26 protein-coding genes are annotated in these 24,549 nt (G+C 62.7%); 9 read left to right on the plus strand and 17 right to left on the minus strand.

Annotation, left to right across the window (positions count from 1 at the left end; translation table 11 throughout):
• Window positions 1–4: 4 nt before the first annotated feature.
• The 4 genes from CLV01_RS03140 to CLV01_RS03155 are packed head-to-tail and all read right to left on the minus strand — an operon-like array spanning window position 5 to window position 2,653.
• Window positions 5–646 carry an acetyltransferase gene (locus tag CLV01_RS03140; RefSeq protein WP_099732406.1) on the minus strand — a complete coding sequence of 214 codons (642 nt, stop codon included), beginning with the start codon at window positions 644–646 and terminating at the stop codon, window positions 5–7.
• The gene (locus tag CLV01_RS03145; RefSeq protein ID WP_099732405.1) at window positions 646–1,386 is read right to left on the minus strand and encodes an SDR family NAD(P)-dependent oxidoreductase; all 741 of its coding nucleotides are present in this window, start codon (window positions 1,384–1,386) and stop codon (window positions 646–648) included. The genes CLV01_RS03140 and CLV01_RS03145 overlap by 1 nt, the downstream gene beginning before the upstream one ends.
• Window positions 1,383–2,423 carry a ketoacyl-ACP synthase III gene (locus CLV01_RS03150; RefSeq protein WP_099732404.1) on the minus strand — a complete coding sequence of 347 codons (1,041 nt, stop codon included), beginning with the start codon at window positions 2,421–2,423 and terminating at the stop codon, window positions 1,383–1,385. The genes CLV01_RS03145 and CLV01_RS03150 overlap by 4 nt, the downstream gene beginning before the upstream one ends.
• Before the next feature lie 5 nt (window positions 2,424–2,428).
• Window positions 2,429–2,653 (minus strand): acyl carrier protein, encoded by a 225-nt coding sequence (locus CLV01_RS03155; protein WP_012202547.1) that lies wholly within the window; start codon window positions 2,651–2,653, stop codon window positions 2,429–2,431.
• Window positions 2,654–2,999: 346 nt separating this feature from the next.
• On the opposite strand from CLV01_RS03155, the gene CLV01_RS03160 reads away from it, so the two are divergent.
• The 6 genes from CLV01_RS03160 (at window position 3,000) to CLV01_RS03185 (ending at window position 10,484) form a co-directional block, all read left to right on the plus strand.
• Window positions 3,000–5,795 (plus strand): O-linked N-acetylglucosamine transferase family protein, encoded by a 2,796-nt coding sequence (locus CLV01_RS03160; protein ID WP_257221179.1) that lies wholly within the window; start codon window positions 3,000–3,002, stop codon window positions 5,793–5,795.
• A gap of 248 nt (window positions 5,796–6,043) precedes the next feature.
• Window positions 6,044–6,901 (plus strand): flagellin N-terminal helical domain-containing protein, encoded by an 858-nt coding sequence (locus CLV01_RS03165; RefSeq protein ID WP_099732402.1) that lies wholly within the window; start codon window positions 6,044–6,046, stop codon window positions 6,899–6,901.
• A 290-nt stretch (window positions 6,902–7,191) separates the two neighbouring features.
• Window positions 7,192–8,061 (plus strand): flagellin domain-containing protein, encoded by an 870-nt coding sequence (locus tag CLV01_RS03170; RefSeq protein ID WP_099734997.1) that lies wholly within the window; start codon window positions 7,192–7,194, stop codon window positions 8,059–8,061.
• 181 nt (window positions 8,062–8,242) lie between these two features.
• Window positions 8,243–9,664, plus strand: a complete 1,422-nt coding sequence (fliD, locus tag CLV01_RS03175) for a flagellar filament capping protein FliD (RefSeq protein ID WP_099734996.1) — start codon at window positions 8,243–8,245, stop codon at window positions 9,662–9,664.
• 104 nt (window positions 9,665–9,768) lie between these two features.
• On the plus strand, window positions 9,769–10,182 hold the full coding sequence (gene fliS, locus CLV01_RS03180) for a flagellar export chaperone FliS (RefSeq protein WP_034399135.1): 414 nt from the start codon (window positions 9,769–9,771) through the stop codon (window positions 10,180–10,182).
• 2 nt (window positions 10,183–10,184) lie between these two features.
• On the plus strand, window positions 10,185–10,484 hold the full coding sequence (locus CLV01_RS03185; protein WP_012202553.1) for a flagellar protein FliT: 300 nt from the start codon (window positions 10,185–10,187) through the stop codon (window positions 10,482–10,484).
• Window positions 10,485–10,628: 144 nt separating this feature from the next.
• Here CLV01_RS03185 and CLV01_RS03190 read toward each other — a convergent pair whose 3' ends face one another.
• The 13 genes from CLV01_RS03190 to flgB form a co-directional block, all read right to left on the minus strand.
• Complete coding sequence (locus CLV01_RS03190; RefSeq protein WP_034398042.1) at window positions 10,629–11,921, minus strand: HDOD domain-containing protein; 1,293 nt, start codon at window positions 11,919–11,921, stop codon at window positions 10,629–10,631.
• A gap of 21 nt (window positions 11,922–11,942) precedes the next feature.
• Entirely contained in the window at window positions 11,943–12,359 is a 417-nt protein-coding gene (locus tag CLV01_RS29380) for a flagellin (RefSeq protein ID WP_257221180.1), read from the minus strand.
• Complete coding sequence (locus CLV01_RS03195; protein WP_257221181.1) at window positions 12,263–13,174, minus strand: flagellin; 912 nt, start codon at window positions 13,172–13,174, stop codon at window positions 12,263–12,265. Before CLV01_RS03195 ends, CLV01_RS29380 begins: the two co-directional genes overlap by 97 nt.
• A 23-nt stretch (window positions 13,175–13,197) precedes the next feature.
• Window positions 13,198–15,186 carry a flagellar hook-associated protein FlgK gene (gene flgK / locus CLV01_RS03200; RefSeq protein ID WP_099732400.1) on the minus strand — a complete coding sequence of 663 codons (1,989 nt, stop codon included), beginning with the start codon at window positions 15,184–15,186 and terminating at the stop codon, window positions 13,198–13,200.
• A 14-nt stretch (window positions 15,187–15,200) separates the two neighbouring features.
• Window positions 15,201–16,163, minus strand: a complete 963-nt coding sequence (gene flgJ, locus CLV01_RS03205) for a flagellar assembly peptidoglycan hydrolase FlgJ (protein WP_099732399.1) — start codon at window positions 16,161–16,163, stop codon at window positions 15,201–15,203.
• The gene (locus CLV01_RS03210) at window positions 16,160–17,308 is read right to left on the minus strand and encodes a flagellar basal body P-ring protein FlgI (protein WP_012202558.1); all 1,149 of its coding nucleotides are present in this window, start codon (window positions 17,306–17,308) and stop codon (window positions 16,160–16,162) included. The genes flgJ and CLV01_RS03210 overlap by 4 nt, the downstream gene beginning before the upstream one ends.
• A 20-nt stretch (window positions 17,309–17,328) precedes the next feature.
• Entirely contained in the window at window positions 17,329–18,036 is a 708-nt protein-coding gene (locus CLV01_RS03215) for a flagellar basal body L-ring protein FlgH (RefSeq protein WP_063327631.1), read from the minus strand.
• 175 nt (window positions 18,037–18,211) lie between these two features.
• Window positions 18,212–18,994: a flagellar basal-body rod protein FlgG gene (gene flgG, locus CLV01_RS03220; protein WP_013800362.1), complete on the minus strand. Its 783-nt coding sequence runs from the start codon at window positions 18,992–18,994 to the stop codon at window positions 18,212–18,214.
• 22 nt (window positions 18,995–19,016) lie between these two features.
• Entirely contained in the window at window positions 19,017–19,757 is a 741-nt protein-coding gene (locus CLV01_RS03225) for a flagellar basal body rod protein FlgF (protein ID WP_013800363.1), read from the minus strand.
• 29 nt (window positions 19,758–19,786) lie between these two features.
• Entirely contained in the window at window positions 19,787–21,052 is a 1,266-nt protein-coding gene (flgE, locus tag CLV01_RS03230) for a flagellar hook protein FlgE (RefSeq protein WP_099732398.1), read from the minus strand.
• Between the two features lie 40 nt (window positions 21,053–21,092).
• Entirely contained in the window at window positions 21,093–21,755 is a 663-nt protein-coding gene (locus tag CLV01_RS03235) for a flagellar hook assembly protein FlgD (RefSeq protein ID WP_012202563.1), read from the minus strand.
• 34 nt (window positions 21,756–21,789) lie between these two features.
• Window positions 21,790–22,194, minus strand: coding sequence for a flagellar basal body rod protein FlgC (flgC, locus tag CLV01_RS03240; RefSeq protein ID WP_012202564.1), 405 nt, complete (start codon window positions 22,192–22,194; stop codon window positions 21,790–21,792).
• Window positions 22,195–22,224: 30 nt separating this feature from the next.
• Window positions 22,225–22,638, minus strand: coding sequence for a flagellar basal body rod protein FlgB (flgB, locus tag CLV01_RS03245; protein WP_013800365.1), 414 nt, complete (start codon window positions 22,636–22,638; stop codon window positions 22,225–22,227).
• A 234-nt stretch (window positions 22,639–22,872) separates the two neighbouring features.
• Between flgB and flgA the strand changes: the two genes are divergently transcribed.
• The 3 genes from flgA to CLV01_RS03260 all read left to right on the plus strand — a co-directional run bounded on the left by flgA (window position 22,873) and on the right by CLV01_RS03260 (window position 24,484).
• Complete coding sequence (flgA, locus tag CLV01_RS03250; RefSeq protein ID WP_013800366.1) at window positions 22,873–23,637, plus strand: flagellar basal body P-ring formation chaperone FlgA; 765 nt, start codon at window positions 22,873–22,875, stop codon at window positions 23,635–23,637.
• 78 nt (window positions 23,638–23,715) lie between these two features.
• Entirely contained in the window at window positions 23,716–24,036 is a 321-nt protein-coding gene (gene flgM / locus CLV01_RS03255; protein ID WP_012202567.1) for a flagellar biosynthesis anti-sigma factor FlgM, read from the plus strand.
• A gap of 76 nt (window positions 24,037–24,112) precedes the next feature.
• The gene (locus CLV01_RS03260; RefSeq protein WP_012202568.1) at window positions 24,113–24,484 is read left to right on the plus strand and encodes a hypothetical protein; all 372 of its coding nucleotides are present in this window, start codon (window positions 24,113–24,115) and stop codon (window positions 24,482–24,484) included.
• Window positions 24,485–24,549: the final 65 nt, after the last annotated feature.

Consider the following 24,549-nt stretch of genomic DNA (forward strand, 5'->3'; position numbering starts at 1 on the left):
TGAATTAAGATGTGAAAATATTTCTGGCAGGATTGCCGAAGACTGTGCAACAGGCCGCGACGTTTTTGACCACAACAGATCCAATGCCGATAATGCAATCATTTCCTAGATGAACTCCTTTTGAGATGGTGGCTCGCGGGTGCATGGCGACTCCATCGCCTACCTGAACACCGCCTGCCATAAAGCTCATTGCACCAATCATGCAATATTTCCCCACTTGGACGTCATGACCGAGTATGACATAAGTGTCAATATAAGAAAAATCACCAATACGGCAGTCCGTGGAAATAACTGCACCTGGGGTGATAAAAACACCATGTCCTATTTGCGATCGTGCGGCTATAGAGGCTTTTCTGGTATAGCTGTAAAACTCTGCGTTTCTAGATATCAATGGGGCTAGAAGTTTTTTACGCCAATTGGGGTCCCCGATTGCCGGTATAAAGATCTCATCGAGCTGTGGCTCGTGCGTCAATGGCGATCCAATAACCTTTTCTTGTAATTCTGGTGGTAAATCGATATCTGGTCGCGTGTCAAGAAAGCCATGCAATTCGTATGCATTAAGTACCTCTTCGTCTTGAGATAGTACATCGTGTACGATACGGCCTAAGCCGCCGGCTCCTATAATGATCAGTTTTTTGCGCTTCATTAGCCAACAGTATGGCCGCCATCTATTACCAAGGTTGTGCCTGTAATCCAGCGGCTCGCATTAGAGAGTAAAAAAATGGCTGAATATGCCACATCTTCAGGTTTTCCAATTCCTAGTGGGTAATTTTTTATCGTTTCCTCTAATCCGCCGGTTGTACTCACGGCAGCCTCATACATGGGGGTTTGTACAAGGCCAGGAGCAAGACAATTGACGCGCATTCTCTTCTTTGCTACCTCCATTGCAAGGCTTCTGGCCATTGCCTCAAGTGCGCCTTTGCTTGCAGAATAAGAAGATACACCGTGAACACCAATGTGTGCAGAGATTGAGGATATGAAAACTATTGATCCACCTTGGTTTATGGAGTTTCGAAGTAATAGCTGCTTTGTTAGCAACATTGGGCCGATAAGATTGGATGATAATTGAATTTCGATGTGTGATCGAGTGACCAGTCGCAGTGGTGACAGCATAGATATGCCAGCGCAGTGGACCACACCATCAATTTTTTCTACCATCTCTGCTGCGCACTTCAGCGCAACATCATTGGTGAGATCGAGTATTAGAGAGCTATGTCCCGATCCGGGTAAAGATGTCAATACTGCATGCAGTCTTTCACTGTCGCGCCCTGATACAATGACGCTGGCACCTGCCTCTGCACAGCTACAGGCAATTTGCTTACCTATTCCAGAGCTTGCTCCTGTAATAAGAATGGTTTTCCCATTTAGGCTGAATGCATCTGTCATGAGATTACCAGTTCTGAGAAGACTGTTGATTTATCTGTATTCAAAATGCATGATCCCCATGAAAGGCCAATTCCAAATCCACTAAGAAGTAGCTTACTATTAGAGTTCATAAGACTCTCGCGAAGTTGGGCTGTAATTGTAATGGGTAGAGATGCGCCGCTCGTATTACCAAAATCGTGTAGCGTAGTGGGTGTCTTTTCGGTGGAAAGGTCAAGTTTTTTGCGAATTGTTTCATTTATCATCCGATTGGCTTGATGAAAAATGAAGTAGTCAATGTCGGATTTCTTAATGCCTGCGTAGTCAATTAGCTGAACTACTGCAGGAGGAACCTTTTGTGTGGAGAAACTCAATACAGCGGGGCCATCCAAATGCAGCGCGTTGGGCCAGTGTTTGAAGCCGTTCTCATCTTTGGTCGGTATGAGATGCTCGGCGCTAAAAGGTTCTCGATGCCCGCCTACAGGTAGCATAATAGCTCGATGGCCACTTCCATCGCTATTAAGGTTGAAATGCATTGGCTCAGCTTGAGAGTCAAATTCCAGCGCAGTAGCTGTTCCTGCATCAGAGAACAACGGGTCTTGGACGGAGGCACATTTATCGCCGACGAGTATTAAACCTTTTTTAATACCACTTGCTGAGATCATGCTGCCTAACAAATGTAGTCCAAAAGGGTAGCCGGAGCACCCTAGATTAACATCGAAGGCAATAGCCGTCTGCGGAAGACCAAGACGATCTTGCAGAATAATAGCTGTAGATGGCATCGGATAGTCCGGCGATTGGGAGATCACAATGAGTGCGTCAATTTCATTGCGCTGCCAACCTAGGTCTTCAAGCAGTCTATTAGCGGCATCAAAAGCCAAGTCGGAGAAGCATTGCCATTCATGACAGATGCGTCTATTGCGGATGCCAATATTACGTACTAGGCGCTCGCGTTCGGAACGCAATTGGGGAGGGCAATCTAAAAGATTGTCCAGAATGCGGCGAGGAACGCAACTGGCCATGCCCGCGAAGCGGACGTTGTGCAGAGTGGACAGCGCCATGGTGATTATCCCAGCAGCTTGTAGAGGTCGGTGATCGTCGAGCAGTTCTTGAGGTCGTCCCCGGTGATGGTCTTGCCGTAGTCGACATCGAACATGACGATCACGCCCAGCGCAGCCAGGGAGTCCCACTCGGGCAGGCTCCTGAGCTCGGTTTCGGGGGTCACTTCGACGGCTTCCTGGAAGTCTACGGCGGTCAGAAAGCTTTCGATGAATTGGTCAATGGAGGGCATGGGATGGGTTCCTGAAAAAGGGCTACGCGCCCGTCTATGAGGGCAGACGCTTCGATGAATTTTCGCAGAGCGCCTCTGCGCCGGAAGGGTGAAACTGTAGGCGAAAGCGAGTCCTGTTCCGATGCTGTGCGGGGTGATGCTGTCCTAGCGAATCCCGGAGATGATGGCACATGGCTCCCTGGGCGGTGGCCGGGCCACCTGGTAAAAGTGGAAGAAATGCGGTTTGTTCCCGCTTATCCAGGCGCCGTGCCGACGCGCTTGCCTGCACGATGGCGGTATTTGTGCGGGTGTCGGCCTGGGTGCCGGGCCTGTGGTGGGGCGCTTGCCCGCAACCTTGATGACCAAGATGAATACGAACGAGCATTTGCAGCAGGCCCGCCAGTTGCACGACCAGTGGCAGTTCGAGCAGGCCCGCCAAGCCTATGAAAAGGTGCTGGAACTGGAGCCTGCCCAGGCCGAAGCCCTGCACGGCATGGCCCAGTTGCTGGGTCTGCACCAGTTGCGCAGCGCAGAGGCGCTGCCCTATCTGGAGGCGGCCATCGGCGTGCGGCCTGCGGATTTTGGCTACTGGCGCCTGTACATCCACATGCTGATCCGCGAGGGGCTGCTGGGCATGGCCATCTCGCTGATCGACGTGGCACGGGCCAACGGCATGCAGGAGATTGCGCTGGAGCAGCTGGAAAAGGATGTGGCTCTGGTGCAGGGCGCCCAGGCCGCAGCGTTTCTGGAGGAGCAGGCCGCGCGTTGGCCGCTGGGGCCGGCTGAGCCGGAGATGGCGCCTGCTGCCGGCGATGGACGGGGCCGGGTGCCCGAGGCGCAACTGCGGCTGCTGATGCAGCTGTTCTCCCAGCGGGAGCATGCCGAGGCCAGTCAGCTGGCGGGCTCGCTGGTGCGCCAGTATCCCAAGAGCGGCATGGTCTGGAAACTCAAGGCGGCAGCCGATCATGCGGGTGGCCGCATCGAGGCGGCCCTGCAGGCAGCGCGCCAGGCGGCCAGCCTGCTGCCGCGCGATGCCGAGGTGCAGTTCAACCTGGGGGGCATCTGCCTGCAGGCAGGCCACGCGGCCGAGGCCGAGCGGGCCATGCGCGCGGCTTTGGCGCTGCGGCCGCATTGGACCCAGGCTTTCTCGCATCTGGGCGATGCACTTTGTGCCCAGGACCGTACCGAGGACAGCCTGCCTTGCTATGTGAACGCGCTGCTGCTGGATCCAGACGACGCTGATAGTTTGTCGCGCCTGACGGCAGCACTACTGGGCACGGGCAGGCTCCAGGAGTGCGCTCAATTTTTGGTGCTACTGATGAAGCAGCGGCCTCAGGACTTACGGCTTTGCCTAGCTAGCGCGCAAGTATTGAGCCAAGCGGGTTGGATGCTCCAAGCGGAAACAGCCTACCGGATGGCGCTCCATATCGCGCCAGAGAGCCTGGATTTGCTGCTCAAGCTGGGCCTGTTGCTCTGTGAAGGAGGGCGGCTGGCGGAAGCAGAAACCTGCCTGCTCAAGGCGCTGCAGCTGCAGCCGGTGAATGTGGTGCTGTATTGCGAAACCGCCTTCACATTGTTTGCGCAAAAGAAATGGGACGGGGCTCTGGAAATGCTCACTCGGGCGTTGCAGATCGACGCCGACAATGCCCGTGCACATACCCTGCGTTGTCAGGTACTGCTGGAGATGCGCGATTTGCCGGCGCTCGATTTGGCTTTGCGCGAAGCGTTGGAGCGTTTGCCGGGCGATCGTCAGCTGATGTTTCAAAGGGCCGCCTACTTGGAGCGCAGTGGTGATGCGTCGCGCCACATGCAGCAACTTGACGAACTGGCGCAGCTGCATCCGGACTACGAGCCGGCCTATAGCGCGAGGTTGTTCGCGATGATCCACTCGCCGAGTTCCTCGGCGGTTTCGGTGGGGCGTGCTAACCGCGAGTATGGGGCCCTTATGAGCCAGATCTACTCCTGTATGCAACGCGTGGAGTTCACCAATGTTAGGGATCCTAGCAAGGTATTGCGTGTGGGCTTTGTGTCCGGCGATCTGCGCAAACATGCGGCAGCCAAGTTCTTCCTGCCCGTGATGCGCGAGTTGTCAAAGCATGGCGGCATGGTCCACATCGCCTATTGCAACAACGAGATCCACGACGAGGTTACCCAGGAGTTCCAAGGGCTGTTCCAACTGTGGCGCGGCGTCCGCGATATGGATGTGCAGGCTCTAGCCACCTTGGTCCAGGCCGACGGCATTGACATGCTGATTGATCTCAGTGGCCACACGCGGGGCCATCGACTGGATTTGTTTGCGGTACGTCCGGCACCGGTGCAACTGACTTGGATAGGCAACCCAGGCAGCACTGGCTTGGAAACCATGGACTACATCGTACTTAGCGATCTAATACTGGATCATGGCCTAGTCAAGACGCAGGTCACCGAGCAGATAATGCGCCTGCCCTTGGCCTATGTCTTCGACGGCGGCATTCACCAGGAAGCCGTGGCGCCGCTGCCGGCCCTGGGCAACGGCCACCTGACGTTTGGCTCCTTTAATCGCCTGTCCAAGATCAACCGCAAGGTGGTTGCCGTCTGGGGTGAAGTGCTGCGCGCCCTGCCCACGGCGCGGCTGAAGATCGCGGCCTGCCCTCGTTCCGGTCCTCCCCAGCACCTGCGTGACTGGTTGGCCGAGGAGGGCGTGGCCGCGCAGCGCGTCGATTTTGTGGAGCAGATGGGATTCGAGCACTATCTGCAGGCCCACCATGACATAGATATCTGCCTGGATACTCTGCCGTTCACGGGCGGAGTGGTCACCAACCACGCACTGTGGATGGGTGTGCCCACGCTGACGCTGATGGGGGAGCTGTTGGCGGGGCGGCAGTCGGCTGAAGTTATGGCTCGTGTGGGCCTGGACCAGGGCTTTGCAGCGCGGGACCTGGCGCAATTGCTGGACCAGGCTACGTACTGGCAGGCACATTTGCCGCAGCTGCAGCAGATACGCCAGGGGCTGCGCGCACGCCTGCAGGCCCAGGAGCCGCAGCAGGCGGACATTGTGGCGCGCTCGTTGGCGATGGGGATGCGCCAGGCTTGGACCCGCTGGTGCCAGGGGCAGGAGCCTGTGGATCTGCGTGTCTCCTATGAGGATCTGGGTGTGGCCGCTCCTGTGGCGCCCGTTTTGTAACAGCGAACCAGGCACCGCGCGTATGGCCATGCCGCGCGGTGCAAAAAATCTTGTGAAGTCCCCCTAAAGTTCGCCGGGGCAGCTCCGAAAACCAACTCAGCAGAGGGACAAAAAGTCCTGAGCCCACCAAAAGCCGCGTAATTCGATGTGAAAGCGGCCGATGGTCGGATTGGGCCGCCGCCGCCCGCCTTGCGATAAGCGAGGGCACCGTGGCGGCGACGTAACTGACTTTATTAGGAGTTGTCACCATGGCCATGTCTATCAACACCAACGTGCAATCGCTGAACGCCCAGCGCAACCTGGTTACTTCGCAAAGCTCGCTGTCCACCACCATGCAGCGCCTGTCGTCCGGCCTGCGCGTCAACAGCGCCAAGGATGACGCCGCTGGCCTGGCCATCGCAGAACGCATGAACGCCCAGGTCCGCGGCATGAACGTGGCTGTGCGGAACGCCAACGACGGTGTGTCGATGGCCCAGACCGCTGAAGGCGCCCTGTCCAAGGTGACCGACGCCCTGCAGCGTATGCGTGAACTGGCTGTGCAGGCCCGTAACGGCACCAACGGTGCCAAGGACCAGGTTTCGCTGAACAAGGAATTCGTCGAGCTGGGCAAGGAAATCGACCGCGTGATCAAGGGCGCTGATTTCAACGGCAAGAAGATTCTGAGCACTGACGCCACCACGGACGGCTTCACATTCCAAGTCGGTGCTAACACCTCGGCTCAGGACACGATTAAGGTGACCACGACCAATCTGGGCACTGATACCGACATCGCAGCCATCACCGGCGCTTCTATCGGCAACACGGCAGCCGCAGCGCTGGATGCTACCGCTTTGGCGACCGTGATCGGCAACCTGGATACGGCCCTGGATAAGGTTAACTCCGAGCGCGCCGTGCTGGGTGCCACGCAGAACCGCTTCGAGGCCGTGGTCTCGAACCTGCAAGTGGCTTCCGAGAACACCGCTTCGGCCCGTAGCCGCATCATGGATGCCGACTTCGCTTCGGAAACCGCCAACCTGAGCCGCTCGCAGATCCTGCAGCAAGCCGGCACGGCGATGGTGGCCCAGGCCAACCAGCTGCCCCAGGGCGTCCTGGCCCTGCTGCGCTGATCGCAGTACGAGTCCGGCTGCCTCCCCAAGCAGGAGGCGGCCGGAATTCTCCAAGCCCCAGGCATCTGCCTGGGGTTTTTTTATGGCCGAAAGAGTGGGCGAAGAGGGTGTTCGAAGGGTGAATTGGCGTCCGATCATGGGCTTTATCGGCGCTTTGGCGCAAGGGCTTTTCCGCACAATCATTGGCATCAGATAGGCAGAGCTGGAAGTCCTGGCGTGCTTTCTGGCGTTCTGGCGGCTTGGGGTCGTCGAACGGTTGGCCATTGTTCATGCCTAACGAGGAGCTGCCCATGGCATCCATCATCAACACCAATCTTGTTTCGCTTAACGCCCAGCGCAATCTCAGCACGTCTCAGTCGTCTCTGAGCACGACCATGCAGCGCCTGTCTTCGGGTCTGCGTGTCAACAGTGCAAAGGACGACGCGGCGGGTCTGGCAATTGCCGAACGCATGAACGCCCAGGTGCGCGGCATGAATGTGGCCATGCGCAATGCCAATGACGGCATTTCCATGGCGCAGACGGCCGAAGGCGCGCTGGGTAAGATCGGCGATAGCTTGCAACGCATGCGCGAACTTGCAGTTCAAGCTGCCAACGACACCAACGGTTCCACAGACCGTGACTCGTTGAACAAAGAGTTTCAGCAGCTAGCGCAGGAAATTGCACGCATAGTTGGAAGTACAAGCTTCAATGGTCGCCAACTGCTGAATAGTACGGACGCGACAGTTTTCCAGGTGGGCGCCAACACCGGGGCAGACAATCAGATCACGATTTCTGCTGTGAATCTGTCAGTTGCTGCGCCTGGGGGATTGGGCGTTACTGGAACACCCCCAACGCTGAGTGGCGCCTTGGGCTCCCTGCTTGGTGCAAGTAGCTCCGCCGCTGACGCACGTCTGTCGATGGCTGCCATCGACACAGCATTGGATGAAGTCAACAACACGCGTGCCACTTTCGGTGCTGCGCAGAATCGTTTTGAGGCCGTAATTTCCAACCTGCAGGTTGCCTCGGAAAACACAGCGGCTGCACGCTCGCGCATCATGGATGCCGACTTTGCCGCCGAAACCGCGAACCTGAGCCGCACGCAGATCCTGCAGCAGGCCGGTACAGCCATGGTTGCCCAGGCCAACCAACTGCCCCAGTCGGTGCTCAAGCTGATCCAGTAAGAGGGAGCCTGCGGGGCTTTTGAGTCTGGCTGCGCGGGGCGTGGCCAAGAAAAGCCTCAGGTTCCAGAAGAACCGGTCGATAAGATACCGGGGAATGCCCTTGGGCATTTGGTGTGCGTGTTCGCAAGGACGCGCTCTGCGCCATGGCGCGGAGGTGTTCTGCACTTAGAAAGGGATGGTCATGGCCACCTTGAGTTCAGCTGGCATCAGCGGTAGCGGCCTGGACGAGACGATGATCGCCAAACTGGTGGCCCTGCAAAGGCAGTCACTGGTTCCGCTTCAGCAAAAAGCGTCCGTCCTGGATTCCAAGATATCCACATTCGGACAGATCAAGTCCCTGATGTCCACGCTTCAGGATGCGGCCACTTCGCTGGCCGATGCCGATACATGGCGCCTGACCAATGCCGCCACGACCAATACGGCCGTGGGGGTTACGGTTACGGACGCCAATGCGCTGCCCGGATCTTCGGTGATCTCGGTGAACAAGCTGGCGCGTAGCCAATCGGTGGCCACCGGTATCATGCCGACGGCCACGCAGTTCGGCGCGGGCAAGCTCACCATCACAATGGGCACCTGGAACGAGGGCGGAACCCAATTCAGCAATCCCGGCACGCCGCTGGACATTGATATCGCGGCGGGCGCCAAGCTGGAGGACGTGGTCCAGGCCATCAACAGCAAGGGCGCCGGCGTGGTGGCCTCGGTGCTCAAGGATGCCCAGGGTGAACGTCTCGTGCTGCGCTCGCGCAGCACGGGCGCGGATGCTGGTTTCACCGTCGGTGCCAGTGGGGATGCCAGCCTTTCGGCCCTGGCGTTCAATGGTGCGGGCACTGCGGGCTCCGTGGCGCAGTACGCCCAGAACGCCGAGATCACTGTCAATGGCATCACGGTGCAATCGACCACCAACGAGTTCAAGCAGACTCTGCCCGGCCTCAACATCACTGTGAACCAGGTGACAGCGGCGGCTACTCCGGTGACGGTGACGGTGACCTCGGACACCGATGCCTTGAAGAAGAAGATCCAGGCCTTCATGGATGCCTACAACGGGCTCAATGACGCGTTGGCCAGTTCGACCAAGTACGACGCCGAGAGCAAGGCTGCCGGCGTGCTGCAAGGGGACTCCACTACGGTGGGCATGACCAACAGCCTGCGCAGTGTGATCTCGGGTACGGTCTCGGGCGGCGCTGACACGCTCAAGCGCCTGTCCGACATGGGCATACAGATCCAGAAGGGTGGCAAGCTGGCCTTCGGCACGACTGCCAGCGACAAGACCAAGCTCGAGGCAGCGCTGAAGGACCCCGAGTCCATGAGCAAGATGTTTGCCGCAGTGGGAACGGACGGGCAGCCTGATACGCAGGGCCTGGCTGCGCGCATGAAGGATTTCACGCGCAAGGCGCTGGAATTCGATGGCACCTTCGACACCAAGAGCAAGAGCCTGCAGGAACTCAAGAAGAGCAACGGCAAGTCGCAGGACCGGGTCAATGATCAAGCGGATTCGCTGGAAAAGCGCCTGCGTGAGCAGTACGCGTCCCTGGACAAGAAGATGAGCGGCTACTCGGGGCTGAGTGCCTACATGAACCAACAGGTTTCCCAGTGGAATAAATAGACAGGAGCCATGCGGAGCGGCGGTCGTGTTTTCTGTAACCAATGCCCGGTGCCTCTAAATTTTCAGGCATTGCAGCCGAAGAACAAGACATCAAGGAAACGAACATGTACACATCGCTCAACCGCCGTGCTGCAAGTGCCTACGCCCAGGTCGGCGTCCAGTCCTCCGTGGACGGCGCATCGCCCCACCAGCTGATTCAGCTGCTGTTCGACGCGCTCGAAAAATCGCTGAACGCGGCCAAGGGAGCCCTGCAGCGTGGCGACATCGGTGAGAAGGGGGTGCAGATCGGCAAGGCCGTGCGCATTCTGGAAGAAGGCCTGAAGGCCTCCGTCAATCCCGATGAAGGTGGCGAGCTGGCCCAGAACCTGATTTCTGTCTACGACTACAGCATTACCCAGCTGACGCTGGCCAATCTGCGCAATGACGCGGCGCTGCTGCAAAGCGCGCAGGATGTGCTGGCTCCGATTGCCCATGGTTGGCGCGACATCGCCAACACGCCAGCCGTTGCCGGGACCTAGAAATGGAGCTGACATTGATTGACTTTTACCGTGCCATAGAAGACAGCAGCGCCAAGATGCTGCAGGCCGCACAGAACAAGGATTGGGAGGGGGTGACGCGCTACGAGGGCACTTGTGCCGTGCTGATCGAGCAGCTGCGGCTCAAGTCGCATGACGAGCCGCTGGCGCCCGATCAGCGCAAGGAGAAGGCCCGCATCATGCAGCGCATCCTGCGCAACGATGCCCAGATCCGCACGCTGGCCGAGCCCTGGCTGGCACAGTTCGAGCACATGTTCGACGGCCAGCCCCACGCCATGCATTGAGCAGGGCAGATCGGCAGGAGCTGCATCCGCAGCCTTCCTGCCGGACACAAAAAAAACCGCCTGATGTTCAGGCGGTTTTTTTATGGGCGGAATCTGCGGATGCCAGCGGCGGCTGAGGCTTCCCGCCCGGCCGCTGTGGACTGATCAGGCCGCAGGCGCGGGCTGCACCTGCAGTTCGCTGAGCATGCGCAGCAGGATGCGGTTCACGTCCTCGATCTCGAAGGCGTGTTCTTCGCGCAGCTGGCGAATCGGTGCGGGATCGTCGGACTCCAGCGCAATGGCCATGAGCAGGGCCGGCGCGTAGGGGCCGGTGCGCGTCACTGCGGCGTCGAAGACGCGCTCGGACACGGGAATGCGGCGCAGCGCGGTGGGCAGGGGCTCGCCCAGCAGCTGGTCCAGCTGCGAGAGCAGGCCCAGCAGATAGACCTCGCGCTGCAGGTCGTGGCTGATGCCGGCCTCGATCAGTCGCTCGGTCAGGCTGGCGCGCAGCCGGATGGCGGTGCGCACGGGCACCAGGCTGGGCTCGGTGCAGGCGTGGGGCAGCTGGTCGGACAGCCAGCGCTGCAGCGTGCCGTATCCCAGCATCACCAGGCCGCGGCGCAGCGAGTCCACATTGCCCCGCAGGCCCAGGGCTGCGGAGTTGGTGTAGAGCATGAAGCGATAGGCCAGGATGGGGTCCTCGCCCAGGATCTGCTCGAAGGCCTCGATCGATTGCTCGGCATCGACGGCGCGCATCAGTGCGAGCACGGTGTCGCGGCTGGGCAGGGCGGCGTGATGGCGCTGGGCATGCAGCGTATCGGCCACGGGCCAGCCAGCGATGGCGCCCGCATGGAAGCTGTCCAGGCACAGATCGGTCAGGGCCAGGCTGTCCAGCCCCTCGTACATCTGGCCGCCCAGCAGTTGCAGGGGCGGCAGGGTGGGTGCGGGCCTGGCGGCCTGCTTCAGGGCCTGGAGCTTGGTCGGTGCCTGGGCTGCCTGGGCGGCCTGTTGCAGCGCAAGCGCTGTCTGGTTTTGCATGCCCGAAGCGCCTTCGGGCGGCAGGTGCAGCAGGCTGCTGGCAAACCAGTGGGCGGCCTGGGCGTCGGGCACATCGGACAGTGGCCCGCGCCACACCAGCATGAGGCCGCGCGCATGGGCCTGGCGCACCAGGTCGTAGATGGCGGAGTCCTGCAGCCAGTCGCCGCGCACCTCGATCCAGGGGCTGCCCTTGGAGGCGTTTTCCAGCAGGTCGCACAGCACCTGGCGCGACTGGGGCGACAGCAGTACCGGCGGCGACTGCGTGCCCCAGGTCTCGCGCAGTATGCGCAGCAGGTGGGCCACGTCGGCCTGGACGCCGGGTTCCTCGTGAAGATAAAGCTGCACGCCCGCCAGACGGCGGGCCTGGTTCCAGAGCGGCCTATAGCCGAGGGTCAGAGAGCTCAGGACGGACTGGACCATGGATGCATGCGCGGGTGGCTATCAGTTGATGAAGTTGAACAGTGACAGTTTCTGGATCGAGGCATAGGACTGCAAGGCAGCCTGCATGCCCACCTTCTGCATGTCCACATCGGAGAGGGCCTTGATCATATCGATGTCTTCGGCCCGCGAACGCGCTGCTTCCTGCTGGTCCGCCTGGTTCTTCATGTCGTCTTCAAGGCGGTCGGCGCGGTTGAGCTGGTCGCCGGCGAAGCTGCGCATGGCCTGGACGCGGCTCATGCCGGCGTCGAGTTCGTTGAGGCCGCGTGCCAGCCCTTGCTGCATGCCGCCAGGGTCCGTGCCGCCGTTCTTGACTGCGGAAATCACGCCGTCGAGCACACTGAACAGGTCGGTGCGCTGGCTGGGCGCCAGCTTGAAGGTGTCGCCGGTGGCCGGGTTGCCCGAAATGCCGACGGACATGCCGTCCACGGTGAGTTTGCCGTCGGCGGGGAAGGCCGTACCGGCGGGAACCTTGTTGGTTGTGGTGCCCCGGGGGCGGGCAGGGGGTTGAAGGCGTCGATGCTATAGGTGACGGCGTTGGTGACCGGGTCCTTGACGAAGGCAATGGTGTAGGTGTCACTGGTCAGTTGACTGGGATCCGTTACGGTACCCAGGCTCGCGTAGGCGGAACTGCCGGCCACCGACTGGCGCGAGACGGAAAACACGCCGTTGCCCGTAGGCACGTTCATCCAGGTCGAGAATCCGTCCAGCGCGATCGGCAGCCCGTTCTCGCCGCCTGTGGACTGGCCTGCCTGCAACTGGGAGCTCGCGCCAGGCGTGCCGCTGGTCAGGGGGTCTTCCTTGCTGCCCAGTCCCCGGAAGAGAGGCATGCCATTGGAGTCCTTGGCATTGGCGTAGCTCAAGACCTGGTCGCGCAGGCTTTGGAGTTCCTGCACCAGCGCATCACGGGCCTTTTGGTCATAGGAGCCGTTGCCTGCCGCCAGGATCTTGTCGCGGAAGTCCTTGAGTGCGTCCTGGGCCGTACCCAGCTTGGATTCGCCCTGGGCGATCACATCGCGCTGCAGGCCCAGCACACGCTGGTCGTTCTCAGAGCGGGAGATGCGCGTGAGCGCGCGTTCGGCCTGGGCGGCGGCCACGGGGTCGTCGCTGGCGCGCACCACGCGCTTGCCGGAGGTGGTCTTTTCCATCAGGTCCACCAGACTCGTCTGACGCGAGTTCAGGTTGTTGATGGTGCTGTCGTACATGTTGGCCGTGCCAATGCGGGAGATGCTCATGGTGGAATGCTCCTGTCCGGTGATCAGCGGCCTACGGTCTGCAGAACGCTGTCGAAAATGCTTTGCGCGACCTGCAGCATCTTGGCCGAGGCCTGGTAGGACTGCTGGTACTGCAGCAGCTTGGCGGCCTCTTCGTCGAGGTTCACGCCCGAGACGGCGGTGCGGTCCGCCTCCAGGTTCTTGGCAATGGTCTCGGACAGCTTGGCCGCGTACTGCGCGCTCTGGGTGCGGGTGCCGACCTGGGCCATGGCGGTGGAAAAACCGTCGCTCAGCGTGGTTGAGCCATCGAACAACTTGGAGTCGCGCAATGCCAGGAAGGAGCTGGCGTTGCCGGCGTCGCGTTGGTAGGCATTGCTGTACTGGGGATCCAGTGCATTGCCGATGCGGACCACGTCGCCATCATGGGGCGTGCCTGTCAGCGTGACGGACCAACCGTCGATTTCGATGGACTGGCCGGAGGTGTAGGGCACTACGGTGGTTCCTGGCGTATAGGGCGTAGGCGCTCCTTTGGGAGGTGTGCTAGTGCCTGTGACGGTATAGCCTGCGGGCGGTCCAGGAACGAAGCTCAATGCCACACCGCCCTTGTTGCCCGGTGTTCCCAGGGGGGGCAGTACCAGCCCCGAGTTGGCCTGGAGCGAAACCATTTTCAGGGTGGCCTCGCCCTTGGATTCAATGCTGGCCGTGACGGGATTGCCCACGGCCAGGTCATTGGGCGAGTGCACGGCGGCCTGGATGTCGTGGGCGCCCGCCGCCATGGGGCGGAACAGCACGGTGTTGCCCGACACGCCTTCGGCCTTGAGGTCGAATCGCAGGCCGTCGATCTCCTTGGAGCTCAGGTCGGTCATGTCGGTGAAGTCCGTGACCTTGCCGTCCGACAGGCGGATGACCTTGCCTGCCGGCGCCGTGCTGCCGAAGACGATCTGGTAGTCGGATGCCTTGAGCTGGCTGGAGTCGACCACCGTGGTCGTCGGCGTGGTGGCGCCGGTCCACTGCGCGCCCGTGGTCGAGCCGTTGCTGACCATGGACAGCTTGAACAGATTGCTGCCGCTTTGTCCCGACAGCGTCAGGCCCAGGTTGTTTTGCTCGTTCAGCGAGTCGCCAATGGCCAGGGCCATGCGGCCCAGCAGGTTGCGGCCCTCGGTCAGGTCGCTTCCCTGGAACTGCAGCAGGCCGGCGATCTCGCCGCCACCCAGCATGGAGGGCGTCAGTTCCACGTTCTGGCCGCCGGGCTGCTGGAAGTACAGGGCCATCTTGCCGCTGCCCGGGAACTCGGTGGCTTCCTTGAGCGTGAGCTGGGCGGAATTGGGTCCCAGCACCAGCGGCTGGCTGCCGCCCACGAACAGGCTGATGCTGCCGTCGTCCGCAGGGATCTGGCTGGTCTGCACGTATTTGTTGATGTTGCGCACCAGCTGGTCGCGCTGGTCCAGCAGGTCGTTGGGCGTCTGGCCCGAGGCGATGGAGCGGCTGATCTGCGCATTGAGCGTGGCCACCTGGCCGGCCAGGCTGTTGACCACGGTCACATCGTTGCCCATCTGCTGCTTGGCGCTGTAGTCCAGCTCGTCCAGCTGGGCCGATGCCGAGCGAAAGCGCGCCGCCAGCTCGTTCATGCGCGTGAGCACCACCTGGCGCGCCGACGGGTCGGTGGGCGCACCGGCCACGTCGCCGAACGAATTCATCATGTCGGTGATCGCCGCGCCCAGGCCGGTCTTGCCGCCGCCGAACACTTCCTGCATCTGCGCCAGCGAGGTGGCACGCGCCGAGTCGGCCGCCGACACGGCGCTGGCCGTGGCTGCCTGGCGGTTGAGCAGGTCATTGAAGTTGCGCAGGATGGTGTTCACATCCACGCCATTGCCGATGTAGCCGCTGCCCATGTTCTGGCCCGGCGAGGTCTGGAAGGCCACACTCTGGCGCGAATATCCGGCCGTGTTGACGTTGGCGATGTTGTGGCCTGTGGTCTGCAGGGCGATCTGGTTCGCCATCAGGGCGCGGGACCCGACGTTCAAAAGGCTCATGACGTGTTCTCTGGTTAGGCTTGGGCACGTGCCGCGCTCTGCACGGCGCTCTGGATGGCGCGGCTGAGCTTGCTGGCGTATTCGGGATCGGTGGCGTAGCCGGCTTTCTGCAGCTCGGTCGCATAGGCCAGGGCCGAGTCGGTCTTTCCCATGGCTTTCTCGTAGCGCGGATTGCTGGTGATCAGGCGCGCGTAGTCGCGGAAGGACTCCTCGTAGGAGTCGTAGGCGCGGAACTTGGCCGTGACCTTGCGCGCCACGCCGTCGATGTATTCGGTGGTCGTGACCTCGGCGACCTTGCCCGTCCAGCCCTTGCCGGCCTTGATGCCGAACAGGTTGTGGGCATTGCTGCCATTGGCATTCTTGATTTCGCTCTTGCCCCAGCCGGTCTCGTGTCCGGCCTGGCCCAGCATGAAGGCGGCCGGAATGCCGCTTTCCTGCGCCACGCGTGCAGCGGCGTCGCCATGGTGGGCGACGAAGTTGTCACGGCCCTTGGGCGCGGGCGCGTAGGCGTTGACGGAATGGGCCGCGCTGCTGCGGCTGCCGCTCCAGGCACCTGTGGTGCCATTGGCGCTGCCGGCCGTGCTGCGCCAGGCGATGCGGCTCATGCTCAGTGTGGAGGGCACGGAGATCTCGGCATCCTCGGCGGCTTCCGAGCCCATGGTGCGGGCCAGCTGTCGCGTGATGGCATCCGACAGGCCGCCGGGCTGGCCCGACATGGCCACCGACAGCTGCTGGTCCAGCATGTCGGTGCTCAGGTTGCCCTGTGCGCTGTCCAGCAGGCCGGACTTCATGGTGGCCTCGCGCATGCTCTTGATCATCTCGCGCATGAACAGCGATTCCAGCTGCTTGGCGGTTTCCTTCGCGGCCTGCGGGCTGTTCTCGCCGGCCGCGAATTTGAGTGCGTTGAGGGACCGGGCGTCGGCCGCCAGCGCATTGCTGGCCGCAGTCTGCGATCCGTTGGGAAGTGCGATGCTCATATCACCTCCAGTTCGGCGTTGAGGGCGCCTGCTGCCTTGATGGCCTGCAGGATGGCCAGCAGGTCCTGGGGCGTGGCGCCCAGCGTGTTGAGTGCGCGCACCACGTCGGTCAGTTGCGGGGAGCCGGGCATGTTGATGATGTTGCCGGGCTCCTGCTTGATCTGGATGTCGGACTTCTGGGCCACCACGGTCTGGCCCTGCGAGAAGGCGCCGGGCTGGCTGATCACCGGCGTGGTGCTGATGGTGATGGCCAGGTTGCCATGCGCGATGGCGCAGGGGCCCAGGGTCACGGCCTGGTTGAGCACGATGGAGCCCGTGCGTGCATTGATCACGACCTTGGCCGAGGGCTTGGAGGTCTCGATCGGCATCTCCTGGATCTCGGCGATCATGCGCACGCGCGATCCCGGGTCCTGGGGCGCGGACACGCGCACGGTGCGCCCGTCCAGCGCCTGTGCCACGCCCTGGCCCATGCGCTGGTTGATGGCGCGCACCACCTTGTCGGCGGTCTGGAAATCGGTGGCGTTCAGGCCCAGCGTGATGCTGTCGCCTTCGTTGATCGGTGTGGGTACGGCGCGCTCGACCTGGGCGCCCTGCGGCACGCGGCCTGCGCTCAGGTGGTTGATCTGTACCTTGGAGCCGCCGGCCGAGGCGCCGGCGCCGCCGACCACGAGGTTGCCCTGGGCCAGCGCATAGATCTCGCCATCGGCGCCGCGCAGCGGCGTGGCCACCAGGGTGCCGCCCTTGAGCGACTTGGCATTGCCCACGGAGGAGACCACCACGTCGATGGCCTGGCCCGGCTGGGCAAAGGCCGGCAGTTCGGCGGTGACGATCACGGCCGCCACGTTCTTGAGCTGCAGCTGGCCCGAATTGCCTGTGGCGGGCAGCGAGATGCCCATCTGCTCCAGGTAATTGGCCAGGGCCTGCTTGGTGTAGGGCATCTGGGTGGTCTGGTCGCCCGTGCCGTCGAGGCCGACCACCAGACCGTAGCCGGTCAACTGGTTGCTGCGCACGCCCTGGATGGCAGCGACCTCTTTGATGCGTGTTGCATGCGCCGGCAGGGTCAGCATGCTGGCGCCGAGGGCGGCTGCAACCCAGAAGGGGCGCTGCGCTTGGCGCAATGTCAGGAGCATGGACAGTACTTTCATGCTGTCCATTCTCCGGAGAATCAGAACGGCATAACGTTCAAAAAGAACCGGGACAACCAGCCAATTGACTGCGCTTCCCCGGCCTGTCCGCGGCTGCGCGATTCCACGCGCACATTGGCCACCTGGGTCGATGCGACCAGGCTGCCGGGCTGCATCGTGCGCGGGTCCACCGTGCCCGTGAAGCGCAGCACATCCACGTTGTGGTTCACGCCGATCTGCTTTTCTCCGGCGATCACCAGATGGCCGTTGGGCAGCACATCGACCACCGTCGTGCTGATGGCGCCCGTGAACGTGTTGTCGCTCGACGTCGAGCCCGAGCCCGTGTAGTCGTTGTTGTTGTTGAAACCGATGTTCGAGCGGTCCTTGAGATTGGCCAGCGCATTGCCCGAGAACAGCGGCAGCGCAGAAATCCCCGCCGTGGTCTTGTTGGACCGCTTGAGGCCCGAATCCGACTTCTGGCTGGCCGTCACGCGCTCCACGATCTGCACCGTCACCATGTCCCCCACCAGGCGCGCGCGCCGGTTCTCGAAACCGGGACGGTAGCTGGCGGCATTGAACAGGCTGCCCGTAGGGCTGCCCGCCACGGGCGCGGCCGGCATCAGCACCGGAGGCGCAGTGGACGGCATGTCCACGGGCGGCGGGTCATTGAGCGTCGTGCAGCCCGACAGGACTGCCGCCAGCGCCAGGCACGTGCCCGTCGCGGAAAGGGAGAAGATTCGTTGGGTCATGGCGATGTTCCCGGGTTCAATGGTTCATGGCTGCGCATGCAGACCCCACCCTCGAGAACTGGCATGTCCCAGCCCAGGGACACCGAGGAAGGGCCGCCCCGCACCGAGGGTGTCGTCCCCCTCCCGCGCAGCGAGAGAGGGGGAAGCGGCGAAGCCGCTCAGGGGGAGAGATCGATTACAGCTGCGCCAGCTTGGCCAGCATCTGGTCCGAAGTCGTGATGGCCTTGGAATTCATTTCATAGGCGCGCTGGGTCTGGATCATGGTCACCAGCTCCTGCACCACGTTCACGTTCGAGCCTTCCAGGTAGCCCTGCTTGATCATGCCCATGCCGTTGACGCCGGGCTGGCCCTGCTGGGGCTGGCCCGAGGAAGCGGTCTCGGTGAACAGGTTCTGGCCACGCGGCTCCAGGCCGGCCGGATTGATGAACTGGCTCATCGCGATATTGCCCACCTGCTGGGGCGCGGCCTGTCCGGCCATGGTCACGCTGACCACGCCCTCGGGGCTGATCGACACCTTGGTCGCGCCCTGGGGAATGGTCACGCCGTTGGCGATGGGCATGCCGCTGGCAGTCACCAGCTGGCCCTGCGCATCGACCTGGAAGGAGCCGTCACGGGTATAGGCCGTGGTGCCGTCGGGCATGTTGACCTGGAAGAAGCCGTTGCCGTCGATGGCCACGTCCAGCGCATTGTTGGACTGCTGCAGGGCGCCCTGCAGGAAATTGCGCGAGGTGGCCACCGTGCGCACACCCAGGCCCAGGTGCAGGCCCGTGGGCAACTGGTTCTGCTCGGTCGTCTGCGAGCCGGACTGGCGCAGGTTCTGGTAGATCAGATCCTCGAACACCGCGCTGGCGCGCTTGTAGCCCGTGGTCGAGACGTTGGCCAGGTTATGGGAAATCACGTCCAGCTGGGTCTGCTGGGCTTCCATGCCGGTCTTGGATATGAACAGTGAATTGATCATGGCGTTTTCCTTTTCAGTGCTTTCAGCCGTTCATGCTCAAGAGTTGGCTGGCCGTCTTGTCATTGGTTTCTGCCGTCTGCAGCAGGCGCATCTGGGTCTCGAACTGGCGGGCGGCGGCAATCATGCCGACCATGGTCTCCACCGAGTTCACGTTCGAGCCTTCGATGGCGCCGGACAGCAGGCGTGCGTTCTCGTCGTTGGGCAGCGGATCGCCGTCGCCCGTGCGGAACAGGCCGTCATTGCCGCGCACCAGCGCGGCGTCCTCGGGCGGCGTGGCCAGCTTGACGCGGCCCACGGCCACGGGCAGCTGGTTGCCGGTCTTGGCGGTCAGCGTGCCGTCCGAGCCCAGCGTGATCGTGGACTCGGGGGGAATGTCGATGGGGCCGCCGCCGTCGGACAGCACGGCCTGGCCGTTGCTGTTGACCAGCTGGCCCTCGGGGGAAACCTCGAACACGCCGTTGCGTGTGTAGGCCTCCTGGCCATCCAGGCCCTGGACGGCGAACCAGGCGCGGCCCATGGCCATGGCGTCCAGTGCGCGGCCCGTGCGCTGGGTGGGTCCGGGCGTGTCCACGTAGCCGGAGGTCGCCTCCAGCGCGAACACGCGCGTGCCCGCGCCGCTGCCCTGCAGGGGCACGGAGCGGAAGGTGGACATTTCGGCCCGGAAGCCGTTGGTGCCGGCATTGGCCAGGTTGTGGGCCAGCACGGACTGACGCTGCGCCGCTGCGTTGGCACCCGTCATGGAGGTGTAGATGATGCGGTCCATGCCGGCTCTCCTGACTCAGTTCTTGGCTATCAGCGCAGGTTCACCAGGGTCGAGAAGACCTGGTCCTGGGTCTTGATGGTCTGGGCATTGGCCTGGTAGGCACGCTGCGCGGTCATCATGTTCACCAGCTCGGCGGTCAGGTCCACGTTGGAGTCTTCCAGCGCTCCCGAGCGCAGCGAGCCGAAGGTGCCCGACTCGGCCGTGCCGTTCAGGGCCGGGCCCGAATCCGAGGTCTCCACCCACTTGTTGTCGCCCACGGCGCCCAGGCCCTGGGTGTTGGTGAAGGCGGCCAGGGCCAGCTGGCCCTCGGTGCGCGTCACGCCGTTGGAGTAGGTGGCCACGATGGAGCCATCGTTGCCGACATTGATGCCGGTGAGCGCGCCTGCGGTGTAGCCGTCCTGCTTGAGGCTGCTGACCGCGAACTTGGAGCCGAACTGGGAGACGTTGGAAAAATCCAGCGTCACACTGACGGTGCCCGGGGTTGGCGAATTGGGATTGTTGGTCTGGATGGTGGCAACAGCGGGGTTGGGCGCGACTGTGTTGAGTTTGCCTGCGGCGTCAAAGTTCAGCGTTGCCAGCACCTTGGCCGTCTTGGGTGGCGTTGCAGTCGGGTCATCAAGGCCGTCATAGACCACCCAGGTATTGGGGGTCGCGCCCTTCTCGAAGTACATCTGCACAGGTGTGGCCACGCCTTGGCTGTCATAGACATTGACCGATGTGCCATAGGTGGCGCGCGGCGTGGCGGGCACGGGCGGCGTGGCGGTGGAGTTGCCGGCTGCGGGCGTGGCGCGCGCATCGAGGTTCAGCGACACGTCGATCTTGGTCGTGGTCTTGGCAGCGATCGGCTGGCCCGAAGGAAAGACCATGGGCACGGGCTGGCCGCCGGCCAGCACCTTGCCCGTGGTGGCGTCCACGGGGTAGCCCATGACGTTGTCGCCCTGCACGGTCTTGAGGTTGCCCTGCTTGTCCAGGCCGAAGTTGCCGGCGCGCGTATAGGCCGTGCTGCCGTCGGGCTGGCGCACGACGAAGAAGCCGTTGCCGTTGATGGCCACGTCCAGGTTGTTGCCCGTGGTGGTGATCGGGCCCTGGCGGAACTGCTGGGTCACGGCGGCCACATTGACGCCGATGCCGCTGTTCTGGCCGCTGGCCGAACCCACGGCGCTGGCCACGGCCTCGGCGAACTCGGCGCGCGAGGACTTGAAGCCCGTGGTGTTGGCGTTGGCGATGTTGTGGCCGATCACGTCCAGGTTCTTGCTGGCGGCGTTCAGACCCGAGAGGCCTTGTTGGAATCCCATGGTGTGCTCCTGCGATGTATTTGGGTGGATGGTGCGGGGGTCAGTACACGGCCTTGACGGAGGCGTAGGCGACGTTGGTGCCGTCGTCCAGCTCCAGCGTCAGTTTGCCGTCGGTGGTGCCTGTGGCGAGCACCGCATGGGGCGACAGCGTGGTCGAGGCCACGACCGTGTCGGCATTCGTGGCCTGCACCGTGTAGCGCAGCTGGCTGGCGTCGCCCGTGTACTTGCTGCCGTCCCAGGTGAAGTAGTTGCGGCCAGCGGTGCCGCTGCCCAGCTCGACGGTGTCCACCAGCTCGCCGCTGGCGGTGGTGATCTGCACCTTCACGTCGGCGGCCGGGCCTTCGAGGTCGAAGGCAGCCGTATAGGACTTTTCCTTGCCCACGCCCAGGGTGTTGCCTTCGGTCAGCACGGTGCGGCCGATCATCTGCGTGCCCTGCAGCACCTGCATGGCGGTGAACTGGCCCGCCATGCTTTCCATGGTCTTGTTCAACTGCTGGATGCCGGTGACGGTGTTGATCTGCGCCATCTGCGAGGTCATCTGCGCGTTGTCCATGGGATTCATTGGATCCTGGTTGTTCAACTGCGCGACCAGCAGCTTCAGGAAGCGGTCCTGCGCCGCCGCGGGGTCGGTGGTCGAATTGCTCGTGGCGGACTTGTTGTTGATGTCGGCCGTGCTGGCGACGCTGCCTGCGCCATAGATCATGGGAGTGGCTCCTGGAAGGTGGTGCGGACGGGGCTCACTGGCCCATCTGCAGGGTTTTGAGCAGCAGCGACTTGGTCGTGTTCATGACCTCGACGTTGTTCTGGTAGGAGCGCGAGGCCGAGATCATGTTGACCATCTCGTCCACGGCGCTGACGTTGGAGTGCGTCACATAGCCTTCGGCATCGGCCAGCGGGTGCTGGGGGTCGTGGATGCGGCGGCCGGGCGTGTTGTCCTGGCTGATGGCGCTGACGCGCACGCCAGAGGAGCCTTCCTCGCCCATGGCCACGGTCTGGAAGACCACCTGGCGCGCCTGGTAGGCCTTGCCGTCGGGGCCGGCCACGGCATCAACGTTGGCCAGATTCGAGGCCACGACGTTCAGGCGCTGCGATTGGGCGCTCACGGCACTGCCGGAGATGCTGAAGATGGAGAACATGGACATGGGAAAGCTCCTGTGATCTGTGGCGCCGGCTTACTGGCCCTGGATGGCCGACAGCATGGTCTTGGCCTGGCCGTTCAGAAAGCGCAGCGTGGCTTCGTAGCGCACGGCGTTGTCGACGAAGTTGGCGCGTTCGCGGTCCAGGTCCACGGTGTTGTTGTCCATGTTGGTCTGGGCCTGCACCGAGTAGCCAAGATGGCTTTGCGCGCTCTGCCCCGAGGCGGCGGCAGGCAGCGGAATGTGTCCGCCCTGGCTGACGCTGGCCAGCGTCATGGGCGAGGGGCCGGAGGTAACGGCCGTCAGCGCCTCGCGGAAATTGAAGTCGCGCGCCACATAGCCCGGGGTGTCGGCATTGGCGATGTTGCTGGCGATTGCACGCTGGCGCTCGGCGCGCAGCACCAGCGCCTTGCTCTGGAAGTCCAGTCGTTCAGTCATCTTGTCGAGCATGTCGGCCTCGCCCTCTGGGATTTGCGGTGATCGGTTGACGAAATGGCGGCAGCCCACGGACTGCGGCATGCGTCGATTATGGAAATCGGGCCCGAACGCTAAAGCGCGAAGAAAGCGCGTTTGCCTGCGCAGTTCGGCGCTTCGGAAAAGAGCGCTCGTCCTATATTTGCTGGCATCGCTCCAGGTGTCCCACCCATCCTGACGGGAGGCCGGAGCAAGTCAGGAGCCACAGCCATGCCGAACTTCAGCACCGCCCATTCGCCATCCGCCGTCCGAGCCCTCGCTCGCGCCGCCGCATGCGCTGCGCTTGCCGCTGGAGCGTCGCTGGCAGGCCCTGCCTTCGCGCAGAACGCTCCTGACGGTGCAGCCCAGCTCAGCCAGATCGGCCAGCGCTTTGCCGACGAGGCCCTGCAGCAAGGCATGGCCGGCGCGGGCGCCTTGCCCCTGCGCATGGAAGTGCAGATGGGTCAGCTCGATCCCCGCCTGCGCCTGGCCGCCTGCGCCAAGGTCGAACCCTATTTGCCCGCAGGCTCGCGCCTTTGGGGCCGTACCCGCCTGGGTCTGCGCTGCCTGCAGGGCGCCGTGGCCTGGAATGTGTTCCTGCCCATCACGGTCAAGGCCTGGGGGCCGGCCTGGGTGCTGCAAAACGGCGTGCCTTCGGGCCGCCCGTTGTCGGCCGACGATGCCGTCCAGGCCGAAGTGGACTGGGCCGAGGAATCGGCCGCCGTCTACGCCAACCAGCAGGACTGGGTGGGCCTGGTGGCCTCCCGCCCGCTGGCCGCAGGCCAGGCACTGCGCCAGAACATGCTGCGCACGCCGGCGCTGTTCGCGGTGGGTGCCGAAGTGCGCGTTCTGGTCAACGGTGGTGGTTTTTCCGTCACATCGTCGGGCAAGGCCATGTCGGCCGCCGGCGAAGGCCAGACCGTGCGGGTTCGCATGGATAATGGCCGGCTCATCTCCGGGGTGGTGAATCCCGAGGGCGTGGTGCTGGTCCAGTAAAAAAACCTCAAGTTTTGTTCCAGGCAGTCGAAAGCTAGGCACAGCGCCTCACGCCGCCAGGGCGATTGGAGAATCAAGATGAAGATAGGTCAAAAACCGGAACTGCCCGCCGCTGCCTCCCAGGCCGCCGCCAAGCAGCCCAAGACAGCCAGCACCATTGCCACCGAGGAATCCTCCGCCCAGGCCCAGCCTGCCAAGGCGGCCGGTGTTCCCGTGTCGTTCTCGACCTCGGCCCGCGCACTGGACCAATCTGGTCGCGCCACGGCCGACTTCGATGCCAACCGCGTCAAGGAAATCCGCGAAGCCATTGCCAACGGCACCTTCCGCGTGAACGCCGACGCCGTGGCCGACAAGCTGCTGGCCAACTCCGAAGAATTCCTCTCGCACTCGCGCGTCTGAGCGCGGGTTCGGTTCTTTCTCGGTTTTTTCCTTCCGGCGCGAGCACGCGCTTTCTTTTTTCAGCAAGGCCTGTCCCATGACTCTCAGCGAGATGCTCGATTCCCTGGACGCGGTGGTCCGGATGGTGTCCGCCTCGCTGCAATCGAAGGATGCAGTCGCGCTGGAGCAGTCCAGCACCCGGCTGCGCGATGCCATGGCGGCGTTCTCCGAGCTGGCCCGGCGCTTCAGCGCGGCCGACTGGACGCAGGAGCTGCGCGAACGCGCCCAGGCGCTGGGCGAGCAGATGGCCATGCAGCGCGACCAGCTGGCACGCATGGCCGTGGTGGCCCAGAGCCAGGCGGCGGCGCTGATTCCCCAGACTTCGGACCAGGCCACGTATGGACGCGACCTGTATGGACATCCCCATGCCGGACCGGGCAAGGCGCGCATCTACCACTCGGCCAGCTGAAGCCGCGTCCCTTTTTTCTCTCTCTTCTCTCTCTTCTTTCTTTCCGCTGCTCAACCCTCCGGCAT

This window comes from Delftia sp. 60 (assembly GCF_002754395.1).
GTDB lineage: Bacteria > Pseudomonadota > Gammaproteobacteria > Burkholderiales > Burkholderiaceae_C > Comamonas > Comamonas acidovorans.

Bases quoted from the DNA above. Each gene is read 5' to 3' on its own strand.
- CLV01_RS03140 (WP_099732406.1), bottom strand. From the start codon at position 646: ATGAAGCGCAAAAAACTGATCATTATAGGAGCCGGCGGCTTAGGCCGT.
- CLV01_RS03145 (WP_099732405.1), bottom strand. From the start codon at position 1,386: ATGACAGATGCATTCAGCCTAAATGGGAAAACCATTCTTATTACAGGA.
- CLV01_RS03150 (WP_099732404.1), bottom strand. From the start codon at position 2,423: ATGGCGCTGTCCACTCTGCACAACGTCCGCTTCGCGGGCATGGCCAGT.
- CLV01_RS03155 (WP_012202547.1), bottom strand. From the start codon at position 2,653: ATGCCCTCCATTGACCAATTCATCGAAAGCTTTCTGACCGCCGTAGAC.
- CLV01_RS03160 (WP_257221179.1), top strand. From the start codon at position 3,000: ATGAATACGAACGAGCATTTGCAGCAGGCCCGCCAGTTGCACGACCAG.
- CLV01_RS03165 (WP_099732402.1), top strand. From the start codon at position 6,044: ATGGCCATGTCTATCAACACCAACGTGCAATCGCTGAACGCCCAGCGC.
- CLV01_RS03170 (WP_099734997.1), top strand. From the start codon at position 7,192: ATGGCATCCATCATCAACACCAATCTTGTTTCGCTTAACGCCCAGCGC.
- fliD (WP_099734996.1), top strand. From the start codon at position 8,243: ATGGCCACCTTGAGTTCAGCTGGCATCAGCGGTAGCGGCCTGGACGAG.
- fliS (WP_034399135.1), top strand. From the start codon at position 9,769: ATGTACACATCGCTCAACCGCCGTGCTGCAAGTGCCTACGCCCAGGTC.
- CLV01_RS03185 (WP_012202553.1), top strand. From the start codon at position 10,185: ATGGAGCTGACATTGATTGACTTTTACCGTGCCATAGAAGACAGCAGC.
- CLV01_RS03190 (WP_034398042.1), bottom strand. From the start codon at position 11,921: ATGGTCCAGTCCGTCCTGAGCTCTCTGACCCTCGGCTATAGGCCGCTC.
- CLV01_RS29380 (WP_257221180.1), bottom strand. From the start codon at position 12,359: ATGTCCGTCGGCATTTCGGGCAACCCGGCCACCGGCGACACCTTCAAG.
- CLV01_RS03195 (WP_257221181.1), bottom strand. From the start codon at position 13,174: ATGAGCATCTCCCGCATTGGCACGGCCAACATGTACGACAGCACCATC.
- flgK (WP_099732400.1), bottom strand. From the start codon at position 15,186: ATGAGCCTTTTGAACGTCGGGTCCCGCGCCCTGATGGCGAACCAGATC.
- flgJ (WP_099732399.1), bottom strand. From the start codon at position 16,163: ATGAGCATCGCACTTCCCAACGGATCGCAGACTGCGGCCAGCAATGCG.
- CLV01_RS03210 (WP_012202558.1), bottom strand. From the start codon at position 17,308: ATGAAAGTACTGTCCATGCTCCTGACATTGCGCCAAGCGCAGCGCCCC.
- CLV01_RS03215 (WP_063327631.1), bottom strand. From the start codon at position 18,036: ATGACCCAACGAATCTTCTCCCTTTCCGCGACGGGCACGTGCCTGGCG.
- flgG (WP_013800362.1), bottom strand. From the start codon at position 18,994: ATGATCAATTCACTGTTCATATCCAAGACCGGCATGGAAGCCCAGCAG.
- CLV01_RS03225 (WP_013800363.1), bottom strand. From the start codon at position 19,757: ATGGACCGCATCATCTACACCTCCATGACGGGTGCCAACGCAGCGGCG.
- flgE (WP_099732398.1), bottom strand. From the start codon at position 21,052: ATGGGATTCCAACAAGGCCTCTCGGGTCTGAACGCCGCCAGCAAGAAC.
- CLV01_RS03235 (WP_012202563.1), bottom strand. From the start codon at position 21,755: ATGATCTATGGCGCAGGCAGCGTCGCCAGCACGGCCGACATCAACAAC.
- flgC (WP_012202564.1), bottom strand. From the start codon at position 22,194: ATGTCCATGTTCTCCATCTTCAGCATCTCCGGCAGTGCCGTGAGCGCC.
- flgB (WP_013800365.1), bottom strand. From the start codon at position 22,638: ATGCTCGACAAGATGACTGAACGACTGGACTTCCAGAGCAAGGCGCTG.
- flgA (WP_013800366.1), top strand. From the start codon at position 22,873: ATGCCGAACTTCAGCACCGCCCATTCGCCATCCGCCGTCCGAGCCCTC.
- flgM (WP_012202567.1), top strand. From the start codon at position 23,716: ATGAAGATAGGTCAAAAACCGGAACTGCCCGCCGCTGCCTCCCAGGCC.
- CLV01_RS03260 (WP_012202568.1), top strand. From the start codon at position 24,113: ATGACTCTCAGCGAGATGCTCGATTCCCTGGACGCGGTGGTCCGGATG.